This window comes from Acidithiobacillus caldus ATCC 51756, assembly GCF_000175575.2.
Lineage (GTDB): Bacteria > Pseudomonadota > Gammaproteobacteria > Acidithiobacillales > Acidithiobacillaceae > Acidithiobacillus_A > Acidithiobacillus_A caldus.
This window is the reverse complement of the sequence record NZ_CP005986.1, coordinates 548923-566494: the sequence shown is the minus strand read 5'-3', so window position 1 is coordinate 566494 and position 17572 is coordinate 548923. Positions and strand designations below refer to the sequence as shown.

Below are 17572 nucleotides of genomic sequence, written 5' to 3'. Positions count from 1 at the left end.
CCCCCCACACGAGACCAAACGATGGATCTGTCCCTCCAAGCCCGTCCCGTCAAGCATGAATATGCTCCAACCTATCCGAACGACCGCTTCCAGTCTTAACCAACCACTTCTCCCGATCATATTACAGGCGCATAAGCTCTGCCGCAATCGCCATCAGCGCGACCGCGACACCTTCGGGGGTAGCCCTAAAAGGTCGCTGAAAAAATATTGAAAAATCTCTTTTGATCGGGATATTCGGTCAAAAGACCCCGGGAAACAGGCGCGGGCGCAGCTGTTTTGTTGTTTTTCTCAGATTTGGGTAGCCCTTGAACGGATTCCGGACGCACGAATCCCATCAAGCCACTCCCAGTCGCGCCATGCGGACCAGGTTGTAGGCGACAGTGACCAAGGAAAAGTGCAGACCGACCCGTTCCAAGCCACGGAATCGGGTTTTCCGCATCCCTCCCACCGTCTTCATCCAACCGAAGATGGACTCGATCCGGCGCCGGACGTGGATGCTCATCGCGTAACCGGCGTGGCGGGTGGTGCGCCCGTCGATGGCCGAGCCTTTGCGCTTGCGCGCTACATGCGGGGTCACATTCCGATCCCGGAGATTCTGGACGAAGCCGTGGCGGTCATAGCCCTTGTCGGCACCGAGGGTGATGCGCTGATTCCCGCCCAGATCGTCCACGAGTTGGACGGCTGCTTCGACTTCCGCCGTACCGTCGGCGGTGGTGACCTGCTCGGCGGCAATGAGTCCGTGGCGATTGTCCATGAGCACATGCCCAAGATAGGCCAAGCGGGAAGCTTCGCCGGGCGCCTTTTTGTAGAGCCGGGCATCGGGGTCGGTCACCGATGCGTGCGTCTCGTTACTGCGCGACTGGCCGCGGAAATCGGAGCCATCGCCCTTACGGTCCTCAGGATCTTTCGGCTGGAAGGACTTCTGCGAAGCCCAAGCTTCCAGCAGGGTGCCATCGACGGAGAAATGCTCTTCGGAAAGCAGATTCTGGCCGCGGGCCTGTTCCAGTACGGAGCGGAAGAATTCCCGCACCGTCCCGTGATCCAGCAATCGATCCCGATTCTTGGTGAAGACCGTGGGCACCCAGACCTCGTCGTCCATTCCCAAACCGACAAACCAACGGAACAGCAGGTTGTAGTTGAGTTGCTCCATTAGCTGCCGTTCCGAGCGGATGCTGTAAAACACCTGCAGCAGTAGTGCCCGCAGGAGAAACTCCGGGGGAATGGAGGGGCGACCGTAGGTCGAGTACATCGTGCTGAAGTGGCTATCCATCTCCGCCAGGGAGCGATCCACGATAGCCCGGATCGCTCTCAGCGGATGATCCTGGGGCACCCGTTGCTCCGGGGAAACGTAGCTGAACAACCCTTGGGTCTCTACCTTGGCTCCACGCATCTTCCCAACTCCCGCTGCGCCATTTTGCCCATTATACCATCGACTTTTTCATCACCGTCCTAAATGCACCGGACGGGCTTATGGCAGAGGCCCTGCGCCGGAATTCGGCTTCCTTACAGCGGTCATATGCCATCCAATTGCCTATCCCGTTCCTGGATGAGGTCTCGGTAGTGGGGATTGATGCCTTGCCAGATCTGTGCGGGCTCGGGCACGGTGTATTGGCAGCGCCACGCCTCTAATTGTTCCCAGTTTGGACGACTGGCCAATAGATCCCAGAGTGGGTGTGGTCCCAGCAGTTTACCTGCGGCAAGTAAGCGGGTGCGCAAATCCCGGCCGGCGTTGCCCGAGGCAAAGAGTACCAGAAAGAGGTAGAGCAGCCAGCGGGCGTAATCCTGCAACAGCCCTTCGTCGTGCAGGATACGCAGCAGCTCGGACTGCACGCCGAGATTGCGGGGATGACTGAGGACCTCGGCCACCATGCGCTCATAGAGTGCGGCAAAGGCTTCGGCATTGAAGGCGGGGTCGAGTCCACCCGCATCGTCCTCCAGGAGGCCAGCACCACCCATGGTGGCAAGCACTTGCCGTTCTTCGGGATTCATCTGGACCGGTGTCATGGCGATGGCCGCCAGGGCCATGGCGCGCTCGGGATCGTCGATCTGGGCTACGGCCGCAGCCAGCAGGTCTCTTCCGCGGTCGACAAAATCCCAGGTCAGACGAGATAACCTGCCGCCTTTCTGCACGACAGCGCGATTTGCATCCAGTTGATTGCGTTTCCATAGCCGGGCGCGTTTCTCGGCAGCGCTTTCCTTGCGCAGCTCTTCCTTTTTGATGATGCCTTGGATATCGTCGCCGATTCCTTCGAACTGGTTACAAAAGCCGATGAGCTCGAAATTACCCGGATCCATGCGCAGAGCCATCAACCCCCAGCCTGCCAGAAAGCTTTCGGGATATCCCGCTGCTTGCAGGTGCTTCAGGATCTGCACGCTCTGCGCGAAGTCCTGGGCCTGGGTGGCGGCATCCACGGCGTTGCGGGCTACCTTCAGTTGCAGGGATTTTCCCTCATGGAAAGGCGTTCCGGCACCCGTGGTCTCCAGCCACCAGCGATACAGGGGCAGGGCTTCGGAGAAGCGACCGTAGGTCCAGTAGACATCGGCCTCGGCAAGCAAATCCTCGACGGAGATCTCGACATTTTCCTGGGGGACCGCCGGCATCGTCACGGTTGCACTGGGGGCGACGGAGGCGGAGGTTGGCACGGACGGCGCTGCAGCGCGGTCTGCGGGATGGTCGACGCCACGCCCGGCAGCGCGCTCCGTCGCGCGCGATTTCTTTTTCCCGAAACCGAACAGAGCCACGCCACCTCCCCTGTGAGGTCAGCTACCGGTTCCTTGCCCCCGGACACTGGCCACGGCCGCCGCGCGAGGACGGCGCAGAATGCGGTCCCAGAGACCTCATCCCAAGCTGCGGCACATGCCCGCCGTGCGGACAAGCCCCCATGCACTCAGCGGCTCCACCACCACGGCATGGATAGGGATAATTTAGTCGATCTTTGCCAATGGCGCCGATCCAGGCGCCGCCGTCCAAAGCTCCACCAGGCTCAGGAGCTCGGACGCCTTCGCCACCACGCCAGCGCCAAGATGGCGAAGGATAGCGCGAGAAAAGGCCGTGAACCGAAACGCCCGTAGGGGGTGGTACCCGCCATGGGCTGCACGACACCATCGAGTCCCGCCTCGACGAACTGGGGCAGACTCGCCAGGACGCGGCCGTTGGGGGCGATGACGGCGGTGATGCCGGTGTTGGTGGCCCGCAGGTCGGGTTTTTGCTCTTGCCGCGCCTGCATGGCTGCCATCTGCAGGCTTTGGGCAGAGGCAATGCTGTGGCCATACCAGGCGTAGTCGCTGATATTCAGCAGAAAGTTCGCACCTTCCACCACACCCTTGCGCACATCGCGGGAGAAGGATTCCTCATAGCAGATGCTCATACCCGCCTTCTGCCCGTCCACGGGCAGGACCGAGCTGCCATCCCCCGGAGTGAAGCTGCCGAGCCCCGGCAGGAAGTCGTGGACGATGGGACCGAGAATGGTTGGGAAGGGGATGTATTCGCCAAAAGGCACCAGATGCTGCTTGCGGTACCAGCGCATTGGCTCGTGCCCGCGGATTTCCATGGCGGCATTGTAGTATTTGCCGTGGCTGGCCTCGGGAATCCCAATGATGAGCGTGGCGTGATGCTGTGCCGACCAGTCCTGAAGATGGGCGATGAGGCCAGGTATCTCAGTCTGGAAGATGGGAAAGGCCGTTTCCGGCAGGGCGATGAGCTGCGTGCCCGGCGGTGACGCGGCAATGAGCCGGGCGTAGCGGGTGAGGATGGCGTCTATCCGCTTTGGGTTCCACTTTTCGGAGATGGGGATGTTGCCCTGGAGGAGCCGGAATTTGAGCGCCGTGCCTTGGGGATGGGTAAAGCGAACCGTGCCCGCGAAGAGGGCCAGGGCAAAGATCAGCAGCACGATGGAGGTGGCCGTCCACAGCGCGCGGGCGTCGCGACGGCGCGTCCAGGCCCAGGCAGCCGCTACCGCGACCGAGGCCGTGGCAAGCCCAACCCCATATTGTCCCAACCAGGGGGCAAGACCGCCGAGAAAACCGTGCGTCTGGGTGTAGCCGGTGGCAAGCCAGGGGAAGCCCGTGGCGAACCGGGCCCGGGCCCACTCCGCAAGGACCCAAAGCACCGGCAACGCCAGCCAGCGCGTCGCTCCGGGAAAGAAGCGCTGGGCAAGCCCCAAGGCCAAAGCCGGATAGATGGCACAGTACGCCGCCAGCAGCGCCACCAGAGCGCCCGCAAGCACCCAACTCATGTGGGCAAAATTGTGCAGGGTGATGGCGATCCAGTAGGTTCCCGCCGCAAAGGCAGCAAAGCCGAAGGCGTAGCCCATGCCCGCTGCGGCCCTGGCGCTGCGGGCATGGGCACTCACCAGGAACAATCCCGCCAGAAGCACGAAGGCCAGAAAGGCATAATCGAAGGGGGCAAAGGCCAAGGGCCAGAGCGCGCCCATGAACATCGCCAAAAGCACGCGCCAGGCCGTGCCTGGTCGCGCCTTGGTCTGTACCGTCACGCTTCCCGATGCCGCCATCCGAATCCCGTCTCCCGGTTGTGCCACTCTCTCCGATAATCGGCCATCAGGAAGGTTCCGCAGGCGCCATCACCTCCACCTCACGTGCTGCGCGCGGGAGGCTCAAACGCAGGATCTGAACCCGCTTACGATCGGCCCGCAGGACCTCCAGGCGCAGGCCGTCCACCATCACCACCTCACCGACCCGCGGTACATGCCCCAGGCGGTTGCTCAGCCAGCCACCCAAGGTATCGGCATACTCGTCGTCCAGGTTGGTATGGAACTGGGTGTTGAACTCCGGCAGGGTGATCACGGCGTTGACGAGAAAATCGCCATCCTCACGGGGCACCACCATCACGTCTTCTTCAATGTCGTACTCGTCCTCGATCTCGCCGACGATGATCTCCAGCACATCCTCGATGGTGATCAGTCCGGCAACGCCACCGTACTCATCCACCACCAGCGCCATGTGGTGACGACCCGTGCGGAACTCGTAGAGCAGATGATCCAGATGCTTGCTCTCGGGGATGAAGGTGGCGGGCCGCAGTAACTCCGTCAGCCGGGGCGGCTCCTGCCCCTGACCGCAGGCGCGCAAGAGATCCTTGGCCAGCAGAATGCCGCGCACATCGTCGCGATCGTTGCCCACCACCGGAAAACGGGAGTGCCCCACCTCCACCACCCGCGCGATGATCTCGGGGATGGGCAGGTCCAACTCGATGACTTCCATCTGGGCGCGTGGGATCATCACATCGCGCACGCTGAGTTCACCCATGCGGAAAATGCCATCCACCATCCGCGCCGCCTCGGCATCAATGACCTGACGCTCGCCGGCTTCACGGATCAGATCCAGCAAGGTGTCCTGATCTTCCACGTTCCCGCGCAGGGATTGGGTAAAACGCGCCCACCAACTGCGCGAGCGCTCGGGGCTACTTCGGTCTTCACTCATGGTCGGGGTTCTGATACGGGTCGGCCACACCCATTTGGGCCAGCAAGTGGGTTTCCAGCGCTTCCATCTCGGCGGCCTCTGCCGCCTCTTCGTGATCGAAGCCGAGGAGATGAAGGGTGCTGTGGATGAGCAGGTGACGATAGTGGTCCGCAGGCCGCTTGCCCTGCTCTACCGCTTCCCGCAGCACGATGGCGGGGGCGAGGACGATATCGCCCAGAAAGTCCTGACGATAGGGGCCCGCGCCGGATGGTGTCGGGAAGGACAGGCAGTTGGTGGGATAGGGCCGCTGCCGGAACTGGCCATTGAGTTCGGCCATGGCGGCGGCACCCACAAAGGCGAGACTGAGCCCAATGCGGACTCCGTCGCCGTTGGCCAGCCGCGGCGAGGGCACGGTCAAGGCCGCGGCAATGGCGGTGCGACAGAGGCGCTGCCCCGGCGGTGGCGGCAGATCCGGCTCGAGGCTCTCGTCCACGCGGCGGTAGAGGCGCAGGGCGGGCGTCACGAGGCCGTCTCGACAGTGCGGTCGTAGGCCTCGACGATGCGGGCCACCAGGGGATGGCGGACGACATCCGCGCTCTGGAAGAAGATCATCTCCACCCCGGCCATACCCCGTAGGATCTCGACGGCCTGAACGAGTCCCGAGGGCTGGCCGCGGGGCAGATCCACCTGGGTGACGTCGCCGGTGACCACCACCTTGGCGCCAAAGCCCATACGCGTCAGGAACATTTTCATCTGTTCGGGCGTCGTGTTCTGGGCTTCGTCCAGGATCACGAAGGCCTCGTTGAGGGTGCGCCCGCGCATGTAGGCCAGGGGTGCCACTTCGATGACCTGACGCTCCAGGAGCTTGCTGACCTTCTCGAAACCGAGCATCTCGTAGAGGGCGTCGTAGAGGGGACGCAGGTAGGGGTCGACCTTCTCGCTGAGGCTGCCGGGCAGAAAGCCCAGGCGCTCCCCGGCCTCCACCGCCGGGCGCACCAGCAACAGACGCTGTACCGACTCCTGACTCAGTGCTTCCACGGCAGCCGCCACGGCCAGATAGGTCTTGCCCGTGCCCGCCGGGCCGATGCCAAAGGTGAGGTCGTTGCGGCGGATGGCATCGAGATAGCGGCGCTGGCGCACGCCCCGACCGTGGACGACGCCCCTGCGCGTCTGCACGCCGGCACCGACGTCTCCAGCCTGGACTGCCTCGGCGTCGAGGCGCGCACCCTGGATACTGTGGTGTACCCACTGGGCGCTGAGACTGCGTCCTTGGCGCGCCTGTTGATAGAGTTGCAACAAGACCTGCTGGGCGGCCTGCACGGCTTCGGCGGGTCCACTGATGTGAAAGTGACTGCCTCGGGGAAGGACGATCACCCCCAACTGCGCCTCGATCTGCTTCAGATGGCTGTCCAGCTGCCCCGCCATCTCCGCCAACTGCGTCGAGGTGGCGAGGTCGGCGATGAACTCTGCCTGGGTCGTGGCGCCGCTACTGGGGGGCTCCGTTGCTGCCATCAGCCTGCCCGACGGACAGCCGCCGAGGGCTCCCATTCGCCCCGCAGACTGTTGGCCAGGGCAGCGGTTATCCGTATGGGCAGCATCTGGCCGCTGAGGTTGGCGGGTCCGGCAAAGTTGACGGAACGATTGCAGGAGGTCTTGCCCGTCCACTCGCACGGATCCCGGCGCGAGGGACCGGTGACGAGCACGTCCTGGACTGTGCCCACCAGGGCTTCGCTGTAGGCCCGGGCAAGGCCATGGATCCGCCCCTGCAATATCGCCAGCCGCTCGTCCTTGACGCCTTCGGGAACGCTGTCCTTGAGCTTCAGCGCCGGCGTATTGGGGCGCGGACTGTACTTGAAGGAAAAGGATTGATCGAAGCGCACCGCCTCGATGAGCTCCAGGGTCGCGGCAAAATCGGCATCCGTCTCACCCGGGAAGCCGACGATGAAATCCGAGGAGATGCGGATGTCACTGCGCGCCGCCCGCAACCGCGCAATCTTGTCCAGGTAACTGGCGACGCTGTGCTTGCGGTGCATGCGCCGCAGAATCCGATCGGAACCGCTCTGCACCGGCAGGTGCAGGTGGGCGGCAAGTATGGGGATGTCGCGATGGGCGGCGATGAGGCGATCGTCCAGGTTATTGGGATGGGAGGTGGTGTAGCGCAGACGCAGGAGATCGGGGATGCGCGCCAGACGCTCCAGCAGTTCGGCAAGGTCACCCTCGCCAATGAGGCCGGTGGCCCCGCGATAGGCATTGACGTTCTGCCCCAGCAGGGTAACCTCGCGCACCCCCTGATCCACCAGCTGGCGCACCTCGCGCAGGATATCGGGCATGGGCCGGCTGAACTCGCGCCCGCGGGTATGCGGCACCACACAGAACGTACAGAATTTGTCGCAGCCCTCTTGCACCGTGACGAAGGCCGTCGGACCCTCGCGCCCGGGACGCTGGGGCAGGCGATCGAATTTTTCGAGCTCGGGGAAGCGCAGATCCACCTGCGGCTGGCGCTGGGCACGGCAGGCATCGAGCATATCCGCCAAGCGATGCAGGGTCTGGGGACCGAAGACGATGTCGACGAAGGGCGCGCGCCGACGCAGGGATTCTCCCTCCTGACTGGCCACGCAGCCTCCCACGGCAATGATCACCTCGGGACGACTTTCCTTGAAGGGCCGCCAGAAACCCAGCTGGGTGTAGACCTTGTCCTCGGCCTTTTCGCGGATGGAACAGGTGTTGAGCACCAGTACGTCGGCGCGAGCGGGATCGTCGACCAGCTGTAGACCGTGACTCGCCGCCAGGAGCTCGCCAATGCGCTCCGAGTCGTACTCGTTCATCTGGCAACCGAAGGTCTTGATATATAAGTGCTGCAATGCTCGTCTCACGCCGCTACCCGAGGACAGATGATAGGGGGCGTGCCGATGCTTGACAAGGGCGGGCCCCGGTGTCCAGGCTCAGGTACCGCAGAAGGTCCGGTAGGGTCCCCAGTCCGTCGGCATGGGCTGACTGTAGCGAATACTGTCGGCACGGGCAGTGTAGGGATCCTCGAGGCGTGCGAGCAATGCCTGCAGGGGTCCGAGGTCCCCAGCGAACTGCGCCGCCGCCAACGCCTCCTCCACCAGATGGTTGCGCGGAATGTAGATGGGATTGCAGGCGTCCATGCGCGCTGCCACTCGTCGCCGATCTTCCCCCGTCGCATCGATGTGGCGCTGCCAGTCTTGCAGCCACGGATCCCAGGTGGCCGGTATGGGCTCCAGGCCCAAGTCGCGCTCGTCCGTCCCGCGCAGATGACTCGCCAGACGCCGAAAAGCCAAGGTGAAGTCCTCGGCTTCTTTCTGCAGGAGCTCCAGAAAGCGGTGAATCAGGGACACCGTGACCTCGTCCACACCCGCTGACGATGGGCGCAGACCGAGTTTGGCGGCAAAGATCCGCTGCCAATGCCGGGCAAAGACGTCCGGGAAGCGGTTGAGTTCCTCCGTGAGCAGGGCAATGGCATGCTCCTCGTCCGTATCGTCCACCAAGGGCACCAGACACTCGGCCAGCCGCACCAGATTCCACTGGGCGATGCGCGGCTGCTCGCCATAGGCATAGCGGCCACCGTGGTCGATGGAACTGAACACCGTAGCGGGGTCGTATCGGTCCATGAAGGCGCAGGGACCGTAATCGATGGTCTCTGCGGCAATACTCATATTGTCCGTATTCATCACACCGTGGATGAAGCCCACGGCCTGCCACCGGGCGATGAGTTCCGCCTGGCCCTCCAGTACCCGCCGCAGCAGGGCAAGATAGGGATTGGCCTCGGCGCGCAATTGCGGATAGTGGCGCTGGATGGTGTAGTCCGCCAGATCGCGGAGTTTCGCGAGGTCGTCCCGTACGGCCAGAAACTGGAAGGTACCGACCCGGATGTGGCTGCTCGCCACCCGACTGAGCACGGCGCCCGGTAGGGGGCGTTCCCTCTGTACAGCCTCGCCGGTGGCCACTACGGCCAAAGCCCGGGTGCTGGGGATGCCAAGGGCCGTCATGGCCTCGCCCATGAGGTATTCGCGCAGCATCGGCCCGAGCGCGGCCTTGCCATCGCCGCCGCGGGCAAAGGGGGTTGCTCCGGAACCCTTGAGGTGGAGATCCCACAATCGGCCGCTGGTATCGCGAATCTCCCCCAGGAGCAAGGCGCGACCGTCCCCCAACTGCGGATTGAAATGACCGAACTGGTGTCCGGCGTAGGCCAGGGCGATGGGTCGGGCCCCCGGTGGTAGCTGCCGGCCCGAGAGGAATTCGGCCAGGAGCGGCGTCGCGACATCACCAAGTCCCAGCTGCTCTGCCAGGGCTCGGTTGAACAGCACGAGGCGCGGCGCCGGCACGGGAGCGGGCTGCCAAGGCTGGTAGCAACCCGGCAGACGCTCGGCAAAACTGTGCTCAAAGGGGACGGGCCAGGGAAGACCGGCTACGGGCATGACAAAAAGACTCACGCAAACACAGGGCTCCTCAACCATGACAGAGATGAGGCCTGGCGCACAAGGGGTTCGCGCTGCTGGGGCAGGATCCCGCCGCGGACCGCTGCAGTGGCCGCGTCCATCCTCGGCACAGCGCCATGCGTACCCAGTTCGCTGGACGAATACTGCCGCCCGAGCGGCAGTGCTATGCTAGCGCCATGAATGACCGTCTTCGGGCCAATCCACAGCGGCTGCACAGACGTGGCTGTGCGACCGCCTGCACCTGCCGCAGCCATCGAGCCCTGTGGCGTTGGATCCGTCCGCCCCGGATACCCGCGCAGGATCACCCATGAACGCGGCGCCGTCACCGACGCCGCTACGCCGCAGCCGTCGCATTGCCCTGGCTCTCCTGCTGGCGGCTACCTTGCTCTTTCTCTTCTCGGCCTGGCGTGGCATGCAGGGTCCCTTTGCCTGGACGGGGGCTTTTGCCGAGGCCGCCATGGTTGGCGGCCTGGCAGACTGGTTTGCCGTGGTCGCCCTGTTTCGCCATCCCTTGGGCTTGCCCATACCGCACACGGCGATCTTGCCCCGCCAGCGTGAGCGTCTCAGCCGTCGTCTAGCCACCTTCATCCGCAGTCAATTTCTGCAGACGGAGGCGCTGGTCCAGATGCTTGCGCGACAGAATCCGGCTGCGCGCCTGGCGCGCTGGTTACACAGCCCGCGTCATCGGCACCTCGTGGCCCAGCAACTGCTGTCCCTGCTCCAGCGCAGTCTGGACACGGGCAGTGTCGAGCCTTTTCGCAGCGCCCTGCGCGGGTCCATTGGTCGCCAGCTGCAGACCCTGGATCTCGGTCCCTGGCTCGGCAAGCTGATGCAGATGCTGACCGCCCGAGGTCGCCACCAGGAACTGCTGGACGAGGGCATCCATCAGCTGCAAGACTGGCTCTCCCGCGCGTCGGTACAGGAACAACTCGCCGAGCAGATCGAAACGCTGCTGGAGCGGGCCTATCCCACCCTGTTCTCGTGGCTGGGCAGCGTGGTCGACCCGAGCAGCCTGTCCCACAATCTATCCCGCAACCTGGTGCGCGCCCTGCACGAACTCCTGACGGAGATCAGTGTCGACCCGGAGCACCCCCGAAGATTGGCCTTTGATGCCTGGGTCGGGCGCACGGCAATGCGCCTCCAGCAGGATCCGGACTGGCAGGCGGACATCCAGCGTTGGCAAGAACGCATCCTGAGCGATCCGGCCGTGCTGAGCTATGTCGACGCCATCGTCGCGGATCTCTGGCATTGGCTGGGTGACGATCTCGCCTCACCCAATTCCCGGCTGCGGCGCGCCATCGTCGGCTTTCTCGGACAGGTCGCACACTGGCTGGATACGCAGAGCAGCCTATGCGCTGCACTGGATGCCTATCTCCTCGACAGCGCCCGTTCACTGGCACCCGCGGTTCAGGAAAACCTGCAGCAGCACATCATCGCCACCATCGACGCCTGGCCGACGGCGGATATGGTGCGGCTGCTGGAGGACGGAATCGGTAGCGACCTGCAGTACATCCGCATCAACGGCACGTTGGTGGGGGGGTGCGTTGGCGTGCTCATCCACGCTACGGCCGTATTGGTCATGGGGGGAATCCCATGACACCCCCACCGCATCGCGATGCTTGCCCCGAGGGGGCCGAAATAGGCGGTGGAAACTGGACGGATTCGGCCAGAATCCCCCTTGCACGTGAAGACAAGGGCTATCGCTACGCGGATCTGCGAGACAGCCCGGTCGGGAACGATTCCTGCAGGGTCGCCGCACAAGGCAGCCTATCGTCCCCGTAAAAAGGAGGTTCACATGAAACGTCTCATGCTCGCTCTGCTCGCTTCCGGTGCCCTGCTGTGGGGTATGGACGCCGTGGCCGCCACGGCGGCACAGGCGCAGCAGGCCATCAACAGCGCCAAGGCCGCCATGGCCAAGACCGAGGCCATCCACTACCAGTGGCTTGCCACGCCCAAGCTCCTGGAAGCGGCCGAGGCAGCGTACAAGGCCGGCAAGTACGACGAGGCCGTGGCCAAGGCCGAGCACGCGCAGAAGCTTGCCGAACTGGCCTACGAGCAGGGTGAGTCGCAGGCGAAGAAATACGGTGTCCGTCTCACCAAGGAGGGGGTCAGCCTCGAGTGAGGGGACGCGGGCGGGCCATCCCTGCCCGCTCCACCAGCACTCCGCGGCTAGCTAGCCAAGCGCTGGCCTGCTGGGTCTTTTCCTCCCGCTTGGCACTGAACTCCAGCTGGACCCGAGCAACCTGGGGAAGCGCACCGGGGGCAGGTGCCTCGGTGCCGTACAGGCGTCGCCACAGATGGCGGGCGAGACCATCGTTCCCGTCGTACACCCGACAGCCGGGTCCCACCCAATCCCGAAACGCATCCTCCAACCAACAATAATGGGTGCAACCCAGAACCAGGCCCTTGGGTCGCAACTCCACGAAGTGCGGTAGCAGGCGCTCCCGCCAGTAGCTTTCGGCCTGAGCCCGCCAGTCGGTCGTCTGTGCCTCGACGATCTCCATCAGGCCGGGGCAGGCCACGGCACGCACCCGCTGCTGGGCCCCATCCATGCGCTGCAGCAGGGCGCGCAGCTTATCCCCCCGAACCGTCAGGGTCGTTGCCAGCAGCAGGATGGGCCCGCTCTCCACATCCAGGGCTTTTTTGATGGCCGGCTCGAGCCCCAGGATGGGCACCGGCGACTGCTCCCGCAGCGGTGCGGCAGCCGCGCTGGTGGCGGTGTTGCAGGCGAGCACCACGGCATCCACTCCGGCCGCCAGGAATCGCTCATAGGCTTCGGCCGTCCACCGGCGCACCACTTGGGGATCCTTGTCACCATAGGGGGCGTGGGCCACATCGCCAAAAAACCGGTATTCCGCCGAGGGTAGATAACGCAGGCAGGCGAGCAGTGTGCTCAGTCCACCCAGACCGGAATCGAAGACACCGATACGCACCGTCAGGACGCAGCACCCCCCACAGCACCGGGATCTGCGACCCCGGGGACCAAGCGCAGGGGCGATGGGAGTAAGACCGCCAGCGTCATCGTTCTAAGCGTCATCGTTTTAGGGGCGGCGGGGGTCGTCGTTGGCCAGCAGTGCCGCGCCGCGCATGCCCGCCAGGTCGTCGTTATTGCCGCGCTTGACCTCGACGGACCCGCGCAAGGCCGGGATCAGGTCCTGATCGAGACGGGCCAGAAAATCCTCGGCAAAACAGTCCCAGGCCGCACTGAGCCCGCCACCCACGCGCAGCAGCCCGATATCGGCCACCTTGAGGACGTGGGCCAGGGCCTGTCCCAGACACTGCCCAGCCAAGGCAAAGGCCGCGCGGGCCTCGGCATGCCCGTCACGCGCCATCTGAGCGATGACGGCGGGTTCCGGCGCGGTGCCCGTGGCCTCCACGTAACTGGCCTGCACGCCGCGCGCCGAGGCGTATTGCTCGAGGCAACCCTGATTACCGCAACCGCAGCGTCGTCCCCCCGGGACCACGATGAGGTGACCAATCTCCATGGCCGCCCCGTGCGCACCGCGCCAGGGCCGACAGTGATGCACCCAGCCGCCTCCCACACCCGTACCCAAACCCACGTAAAGGAGGTCCTGCAACTCCGGATGCACCTGCCGCTCTTCCCAGAACTCCCCGTAGGCCGCAGCGTTGGCGTCGTTCTCGGCAACGACCCGCAGACCAAGACGCTCCCCCAGTTCCCTTTGCAGCGCAAAATTCTCCAACTGGGGAATATTTGGAGATTTGAGCAGCACCCCGTCGTGATCGACGAAGCCCGGAAAGGCTAGCCCCACCCGCGCCACCTCGGGAAAATCCGGCAGGAGCTCGTGAATGCCCTCGCCAAGGGCCGTGAGCACGATTTCCCGGGCGGCCTCGGCATCGCTGGCCGCCGCGCAGCGCTGGCGCAGATCGACCTCGCGTCGCACACAACGCAGGCACTCCGCCCCACGGAAAACCCCGAAGCGCAGGTTGGTGCCGCCAACGTCGACGCCGATACACAGATTATCCGCCATGACCTTCCACCCTCCCCGTCAACACGCAGGTCCACTCCTGACCCAGCGCCACTGGCCAGTGCAAATCCAGTATCAGCGCCTGCATGATACGCTCGAAACCGGCCTCGGACTGGGAGATGGTCCAGTGCGGGCGAGCCTGCCAGGTAACGGGTCGGTCGATCCGTAATTCCAGATGCCCACCCAGGACGTCGTCCTCCAGAACGATACGGCTTGCAGAAGCCCCCGCAGCCGGGCTGCCCAGACCGCCCTGCAAGATGTCGTCCACCAGCAGCCGTCCGCCGGGGCCGTCGCAACTGGGCATGGCCAGATAGAGTCGGGTGGCGAAGCGCGTTTCCCCCGTGCCCGCGTCCTGCGGCGTGAGTCGATAATCCACCTGCAGGACCCCCCGGCGCAGTTGGTAGGCCTTGTGCACCAGGTGACTCGGAGCGCGGCTTGCAACAAAACGCAGCCCCTTGTTCTCACCGTCCATGCGGTACTCCAGACGGACATCCCCCAGGCTGTCGATGAAACTCTGACAGGGGATATCGTCGAAAACGAGATCCTCGGCACCGATCTGGGTCTTGAAGCTCACCCGGTCGTGGGCGGAGACGATACCTCCGTGCTCCGGCGCCACCGTGCTCGCACCCTGGCGGATCTTCTCATAGTAGGCCTCGTCCCGCCGCGCCAGGGTATCGGCAAAGTTGTGGCGACGGCCGTAATGGTCCCACTCGACGATGCTGGCGAAGGGCTCCGGGGCAACGATGATCTGGGCTTCGGCATCGTGGCAGAGCCACTCTTCGCGACCATCCAGATCGATGTCGAGGGCCGTGAGGGTCGGTCGTTTCCGCACCCCATCCAAAGCCGACTCCAGGGTCAGCAGGGCGTGATAGACCGCCCGGCGCAGATGGGGCAGGTAGATGCCGCCAAACAGTCCATGCCAATAGGCATCGTTGGCCTGAGCCGCGTGTAGGGCAGCGCGCATGACCGGGCTTTGACGCCGCCTGGGCAGCGCGTGAAAACGCGCCGACAGCTGTAGCATCCGCTTGTGCATCCAGTTGCCTTCGGGATAGCGACTCAGGAAATTCTTCCAGATGCCGCCACGAATCAGGGCCTTGCGCGCACCCAGACGGCCGGCGTCGCGCTCCTGCGCAAGGAGGGCTTCATACTGGCGCGCTGTCGCCGCCGGCAGGGTCCAGGCGTTCATCTCGGAGTAGGACACCGTAGGCAGATAGACGATCCCCATGGGTCGTTGCTGCGCCAGAAAATCGCTGTAGTGCATGGGGACGATACCCTCGTGGGCAAGGGCACCCTGGATGAACTGCTCGAGCCAGCCGCGACCATAGACCCAGTCGTGGGTCTCGGGCCAGAGACCAAATTTTTCGATGTCATCGAAATAGATGGCCGCCTGCCCGGCACGCCCGCCGATCTCGGCCACGGCCTGACTCGCCTCGGAAAAAGGCAGCAGGTAGCGCAGGCGCTCGGCAATGGGAAATACGTCGATGGCCTGGCCGTTTTCTTCCGTGCGATAGAAGCCGCCCAGGGCCTCGGGCGCCACCCCGGCGCAGAGGAAGTGGTAATCGTCCACCATCACGTAGTGGATGCCGGCGTCCACCAGAGCCGGCACCACACTGGGGTCCCACACCCGCTCCGTCAGCCAGGCACCACGGGGGCGCACCCCAAAGGCCTGCTCCAGACGCTCGCTCATGGCCTCCACCTGTTCCACTCGGTCCACGTAGGGGATGGCCGCCAGCACCGGTTCCGTATCGCCGGCGCCCACCAGCTCCGTCTGGCCGCGCGCCACCATGTCCGCCAGCAGCGCCGTGGTGGCCGGGTGGTGCTCCAGCAGGTAGCCCAGCAACCAGCCGCTGATGTGCACGGCGAAGGGGAACTCCGGGTAGCGCGACAAGACCTCGAGAAAGGGGTGATAACAGCGCGCCACGGCATCGTCGATGACCTCGGGGAAATTGCCGATGGGCTGGTGGGCATGTACTCCCAGGAGCAGGGGGGTCGCAGAGGGCATTCAGTCTCCTTGATGGTGGCTTCGGCGCATGGTGCCTCCCGCTTCCGCCGGCGCTCCACCCTGGCTGATGGGCTGATCCAACTCCGCCGGCGCGGCGAGGCCAAGAAGGCGATACAGCTCGCGCAGATGCGCGCGATAGAGGCGATCGAAATCGCGCACGGACTCCGCGGGATTGTAATCCCCAAACCACCAGAACCAGTCCGAGCCCTCGCACAGGGCCAGTTGCTTGCGTACTCGGTTCTGCTGTTCCGGCGCAAGGGCCGGGAGGTGCTCGTCCACGGCCTTCTTCGCACTGCAGAGCAGATCCCAGGCGCGGTTTTTGGCAGGATCACCAATCCAGGTGGAAAAACTGCCGTAGACCCAGCTGCCAGCGGCCAGCTGCGGCAGAACCGCGTAGGCCTCGGGATGATCGCGCACAAAATCGCGGAAGGTGCAGAGTTGCAGGTGGGGGTGATTGGCCAGGGCGCGGTAGAGTTCGGAGAGGAAGTAGTAGCCGTTGTAGGGGTAGTACTCCCAGGCATTCTCTCCGTCCAGGATGATGCTCACCACCGGGAAGGCCTGATTTTCCGTGGCCCGCCAGATGGCTTCCAGACGCTGGACGAAATCGGTGACGGCATCGTGGCCAAACCAGCTTTTGTAGTCGAAGCCGATGGCATCGGACAGGGCATCGTCGCGGAAGAATATCCACGGTCCCTCGCCACGCAGGCGGTAGGGACGGTAAAGATAGTCGTGACGTTCCCGGGCGGGCGCATCGCCGGCCTCGCTGCGACTTAGGCTGCGGGCGAGAATCCCCTCGCCGGTGGCGGTCCATTGCAGACCCTTGCCCGCCAGAATCTCCACGAAGGGGGCAGAGATACCGCCCTCCGCCGGCCACAGGCCCTGTGGCGGCATCCCAAAATCCTGACGGTGCCGGTCGAGAGCCGCATCCACCTGCCAATGCACGCGCGCTTCACCACCGGGATAGGCTGGACAGTTGGGCAGCTGGGCATCGGGCTCACCATCCCGGGCAGCGGCAAAATCCAGCAGCAGAGGAGCAATGGGGTGCTCGTAGGGGGTCGTGGAGATCTCGATGCGGCCACTGGCTACCAGCGCCCGGTAGCGGGGCAAGAGACCCGCGAGGAGATCGCCGATGCAGCGCAGCAGGTTCTGCCGATCTTCCCAGCTATAGCCCGAGCCCTTGGCCATGAGTTCCTGAATCAGGGGTGTCTGCCGCCGCACGGTCTCGCCGGTCCAGGCCAGGTGATACCAGACCACCAGGTCGGCCACATACTGCACCGACAGGTAATCCACCATTTCGCTGGCGTCCTGGCGAATGAACTGCCAAAGCTCGTATAGGCGGCGAAAGCCCGGAAAGGGATTGAGCATGTGCTCTCGATCCAGCCGAAAACACTGCTCCAGCAGGTAGTGGCGGACATCCGCCGCCAGGTTCTCGAGATCTTCGCTGGCCAGGACGCGAAGCAGTGGGTCACGGAAGCGGCCCTCGGCAAACTGCTCGACATAATCCTGCAACTGCTCCACCAGCACCGGGACGAAGTTGAAGACCGCCCGCGCCGCGGGGTTCTCCTCCAGGTGCGCCACCATATCGGTGTAGTCCTTGCAGGCGTGCAGATAGGTCCACGGGTACCGGTACTCGCCATGGCCATCCCGGTAGTCGGGCTGATGCATGTGCCAGCAGAGTATGACGTGCAAGGCCCGGGCCGGTGGCATGG

The 17572-nt window shown here is 64.4% G+C and carries 15 protein-coding genes; 2 read left to right on the top strand and 13 right to left on the bottom strand.

Annotated features, from left to right (window positions below; translation table 11 throughout):
- Window positions 1-185 precede the first annotated feature (185 nt).
- From ACAty_RS15755 to ACAty_RS02750, 9 genes are all read right to left on the bottom strand, one after another.
- Complete coding sequence (locus tag ACAty_RS15755) at window positions 186-335, bottom strand: hypothetical protein (RefSeq protein WP_153801797.1); 150 nt, start codon at window positions 333-335, stop codon at window positions 186-188.
- The gene (locus ACAty_RS02785; protein WP_004870689.1) at window positions 335-1390 is read right to left on the bottom strand and encodes an IS5-like element ISAtc5 family transposase; all 1056 of its coding nucleotides are present in this window, start codon (window positions 1388-1390) and stop codon (window positions 335-337) included. The genes ACAty_RS15755 and ACAty_RS02785 overlap by 1 nt, the downstream gene beginning before the upstream one ends.
- 122 nt (window positions 1391-1512) lie before the next feature.
- Window positions 1513-2742 carry a hypothetical protein gene (locus tag ACAty_RS02780; RefSeq protein ID WP_238323810.1) on the bottom strand — a complete coding sequence of 410 codons (1230 nt, stop codon included), beginning with the start codon at window positions 2740-2742 and terminating at the stop codon, window positions 1513-1515.
- Between the two features lie 242 nt (window positions 2743-2984).
- Complete coding sequence (gene lnt, locus ACAty_RS02775; protein ID WP_004870687.1) at window positions 2985-4511, bottom strand: apolipoprotein N-acyltransferase; 1527 nt, start codon at window positions 4509-4511, stop codon at window positions 2985-2987.
- 46 nt (window positions 4512-4557) lie between these two features.
- Window positions 4558-5436 carry an HlyC/CorC family transporter gene (locus ACAty_RS02770; protein ID WP_004870686.1) on the bottom strand — a complete coding sequence of 293 codons (879 nt, stop codon included), beginning with the start codon at window positions 5434-5436 and terminating at the stop codon, window positions 4558-4560.
- Window positions 5429-5938, bottom strand: coding sequence for an rRNA maturation RNase YbeY (ybeY, locus tag ACAty_RS02765; RefSeq protein WP_004870685.1), 510 nt, complete (start codon window positions 5936-5938; stop codon window positions 5429-5431). Before ybeY ends, ACAty_RS02770 begins: the two co-directional genes overlap by 8 nt.
- The gene (locus ACAty_RS02760; protein WP_038471570.1) at window positions 5935-6927 is read right to left on the bottom strand and encodes a PhoH family protein; all 993 of its coding nucleotides are present in this window, start codon (window positions 6925-6927) and stop codon (window positions 5935-5937) included. Before ACAty_RS02760 ends, ybeY begins: the two co-directional genes overlap by 4 nt.
- Window positions 6927-8276 (bottom strand): tRNA (N6-isopentenyl adenosine(37)-C2)-methylthiotransferase MiaB, encoded by a 1350-nt coding sequence (gene miaB, locus ACAty_RS02755; RefSeq protein ID WP_077272691.1) that lies wholly within the window; start codon window positions 8274-8276, stop codon window positions 6927-6929. Before miaB ends, ACAty_RS02760 begins: the two co-directional genes overlap by 1 nt.
- A gap of 81 nt (window positions 8277-8357) precedes the next feature.
- Window positions 8358-9869, bottom strand: coding sequence for a protein adenylyltransferase SelO (locus ACAty_RS02750; protein ID WP_004870682.1), 1512 nt, complete (start codon window positions 9867-9869; stop codon window positions 8358-8360).
- A 313-nt stretch (window positions 9870-10182) separates the two neighbouring features.
- Between ACAty_RS02750 and ACAty_RS02745 the strand changes: the two genes are divergently transcribed.
- Window positions 10183-11472, top strand: a complete 1290-nt coding sequence (locus tag ACAty_RS02745) for a DUF445 domain-containing protein (protein ID WP_004870681.1) — start codon at window positions 10183-10185, stop codon at window positions 11470-11472.
- Between the two features lie 198 nt (window positions 11473-11670).
- Entirely contained in the window at window positions 11671-11997 is a 327-nt protein-coding gene (locus ACAty_RS02740; RefSeq protein ID WP_004870680.1) for a hypothetical protein, read from the top strand.
- Here the strand turns inward: ACAty_RS02740 and murI are convergent.
- The 4 genes from murI to ACAty_RS02720 all read right to left on the bottom strand — a co-directional run bounded on the left by murI (window position 11984) and on the right by ACAty_RS02720 (window position 17570).
- Window positions 11984-12808: a glutamate racemase gene (gene murI, locus ACAty_RS02735; protein WP_004870679.1), complete on the bottom strand. Its 825-nt coding sequence runs from the start codon at window positions 12806-12808 to the stop codon at window positions 11984-11986. The genes ACAty_RS02740 and murI overlap by 14 nt on opposite strands.
- A gap of 108 nt (window positions 12809-12916) precedes the next feature.
- Window positions 12917-13864, bottom strand: coding sequence for an ROK family protein (locus ACAty_RS02730; protein WP_004870678.1), 948 nt, complete (start codon window positions 13862-13864; stop codon window positions 12917-12919).
- Window positions 13854-15863: an alpha-amylase/4-alpha-glucanotransferase domain-containing protein gene (locus tag ACAty_RS02725; RefSeq protein WP_004870677.1), complete on the bottom strand. Its 2010-nt coding sequence runs from the start codon at window positions 15861-15863 to the stop codon at window positions 13854-13856. The genes ACAty_RS02730 and ACAty_RS02725 overlap by 11 nt, the downstream gene beginning before the upstream one ends.
- Entirely contained in the window at window positions 15864-17570 is a 1707-nt protein-coding gene (locus tag ACAty_RS02720; RefSeq protein ID WP_004870676.1) for a glycoside hydrolase family 57 protein, read from the bottom strand. It abuts the gene before it with no gap.
- Between the last annotated feature and the right edge of the window lie 2 nt (window positions 17571-17572).

What these genes read in the sequence shown, in the direction of transcription:
- ACAty_RS15755 (WP_153801797.1), bottom strand. Translation starts at nt 335, where the DNA reads ATGGGATTCGTGCGTCCGGAATCCGTTCAAGGGCTACCCAAATCTGAG.
- ACAty_RS02785 (WP_004870689.1), bottom strand. Translation starts at nt 1,390, where the DNA reads ATGCGTGGAGCCAAGGTAGAGACCCAAGGGTTGTTCAGCTACGTTTCC.
- lnt (WP_004870687.1), bottom strand. Translation starts at nt 4,511, where the DNA reads ATGGCGGCATCGGGAAGCGTGACGGTACAGACCAAGGCGCGACCAGGC.
- ACAty_RS02770 (WP_004870686.1), bottom strand. Translation starts at nt 5,436, where the DNA reads ATGAGTGAAGACCGAAGTAGCCCCGAGCGCTCGCGCAGTTGGTGGGCG.
- ACAty_RS02760 (WP_038471570.1), bottom strand. Translation starts at nt 6,927, where the DNA reads ATGGCAGCAACGGAGCCCCCCAGTAGCGGCGCCACGACCCAGGCAGAG.
- ACAty_RS02745 (WP_004870681.1), top strand. Translation starts at nt 10,183, where the DNA reads ATGAACGCGGCGCCGTCACCGACGCCGCTACGCCGCAGCCGTCGCATT.
- ACAty_RS02740 (WP_004870680.1), top strand. Translation starts at nt 11,671, where the DNA reads ATGAAACGTCTCATGCTCGCTCTGCTCGCTTCCGGTGCCCTGCTGTGG.
- ACAty_RS02730 (WP_004870678.1), bottom strand. Translation starts at nt 13,864, where the DNA reads ATGGCGGATAATCTGTGTATCGGCGTCGACGTTGGCGGCACCAACCTG.
- ACAty_RS02725 (WP_004870677.1), bottom strand. Translation starts at nt 15,863, where the DNA reads ATGCCCTCTGCGACCCCCCTGCTCCTGGGAGTACATGCCCACCAGCCC.
- ACAty_RS02720 (WP_004870676.1), bottom strand. Translation starts at nt 17,570, where the DNA reads ATGCCACCGGCCCGGGCCTTGCACGTCATACTCTGCTGGCACATGCAT.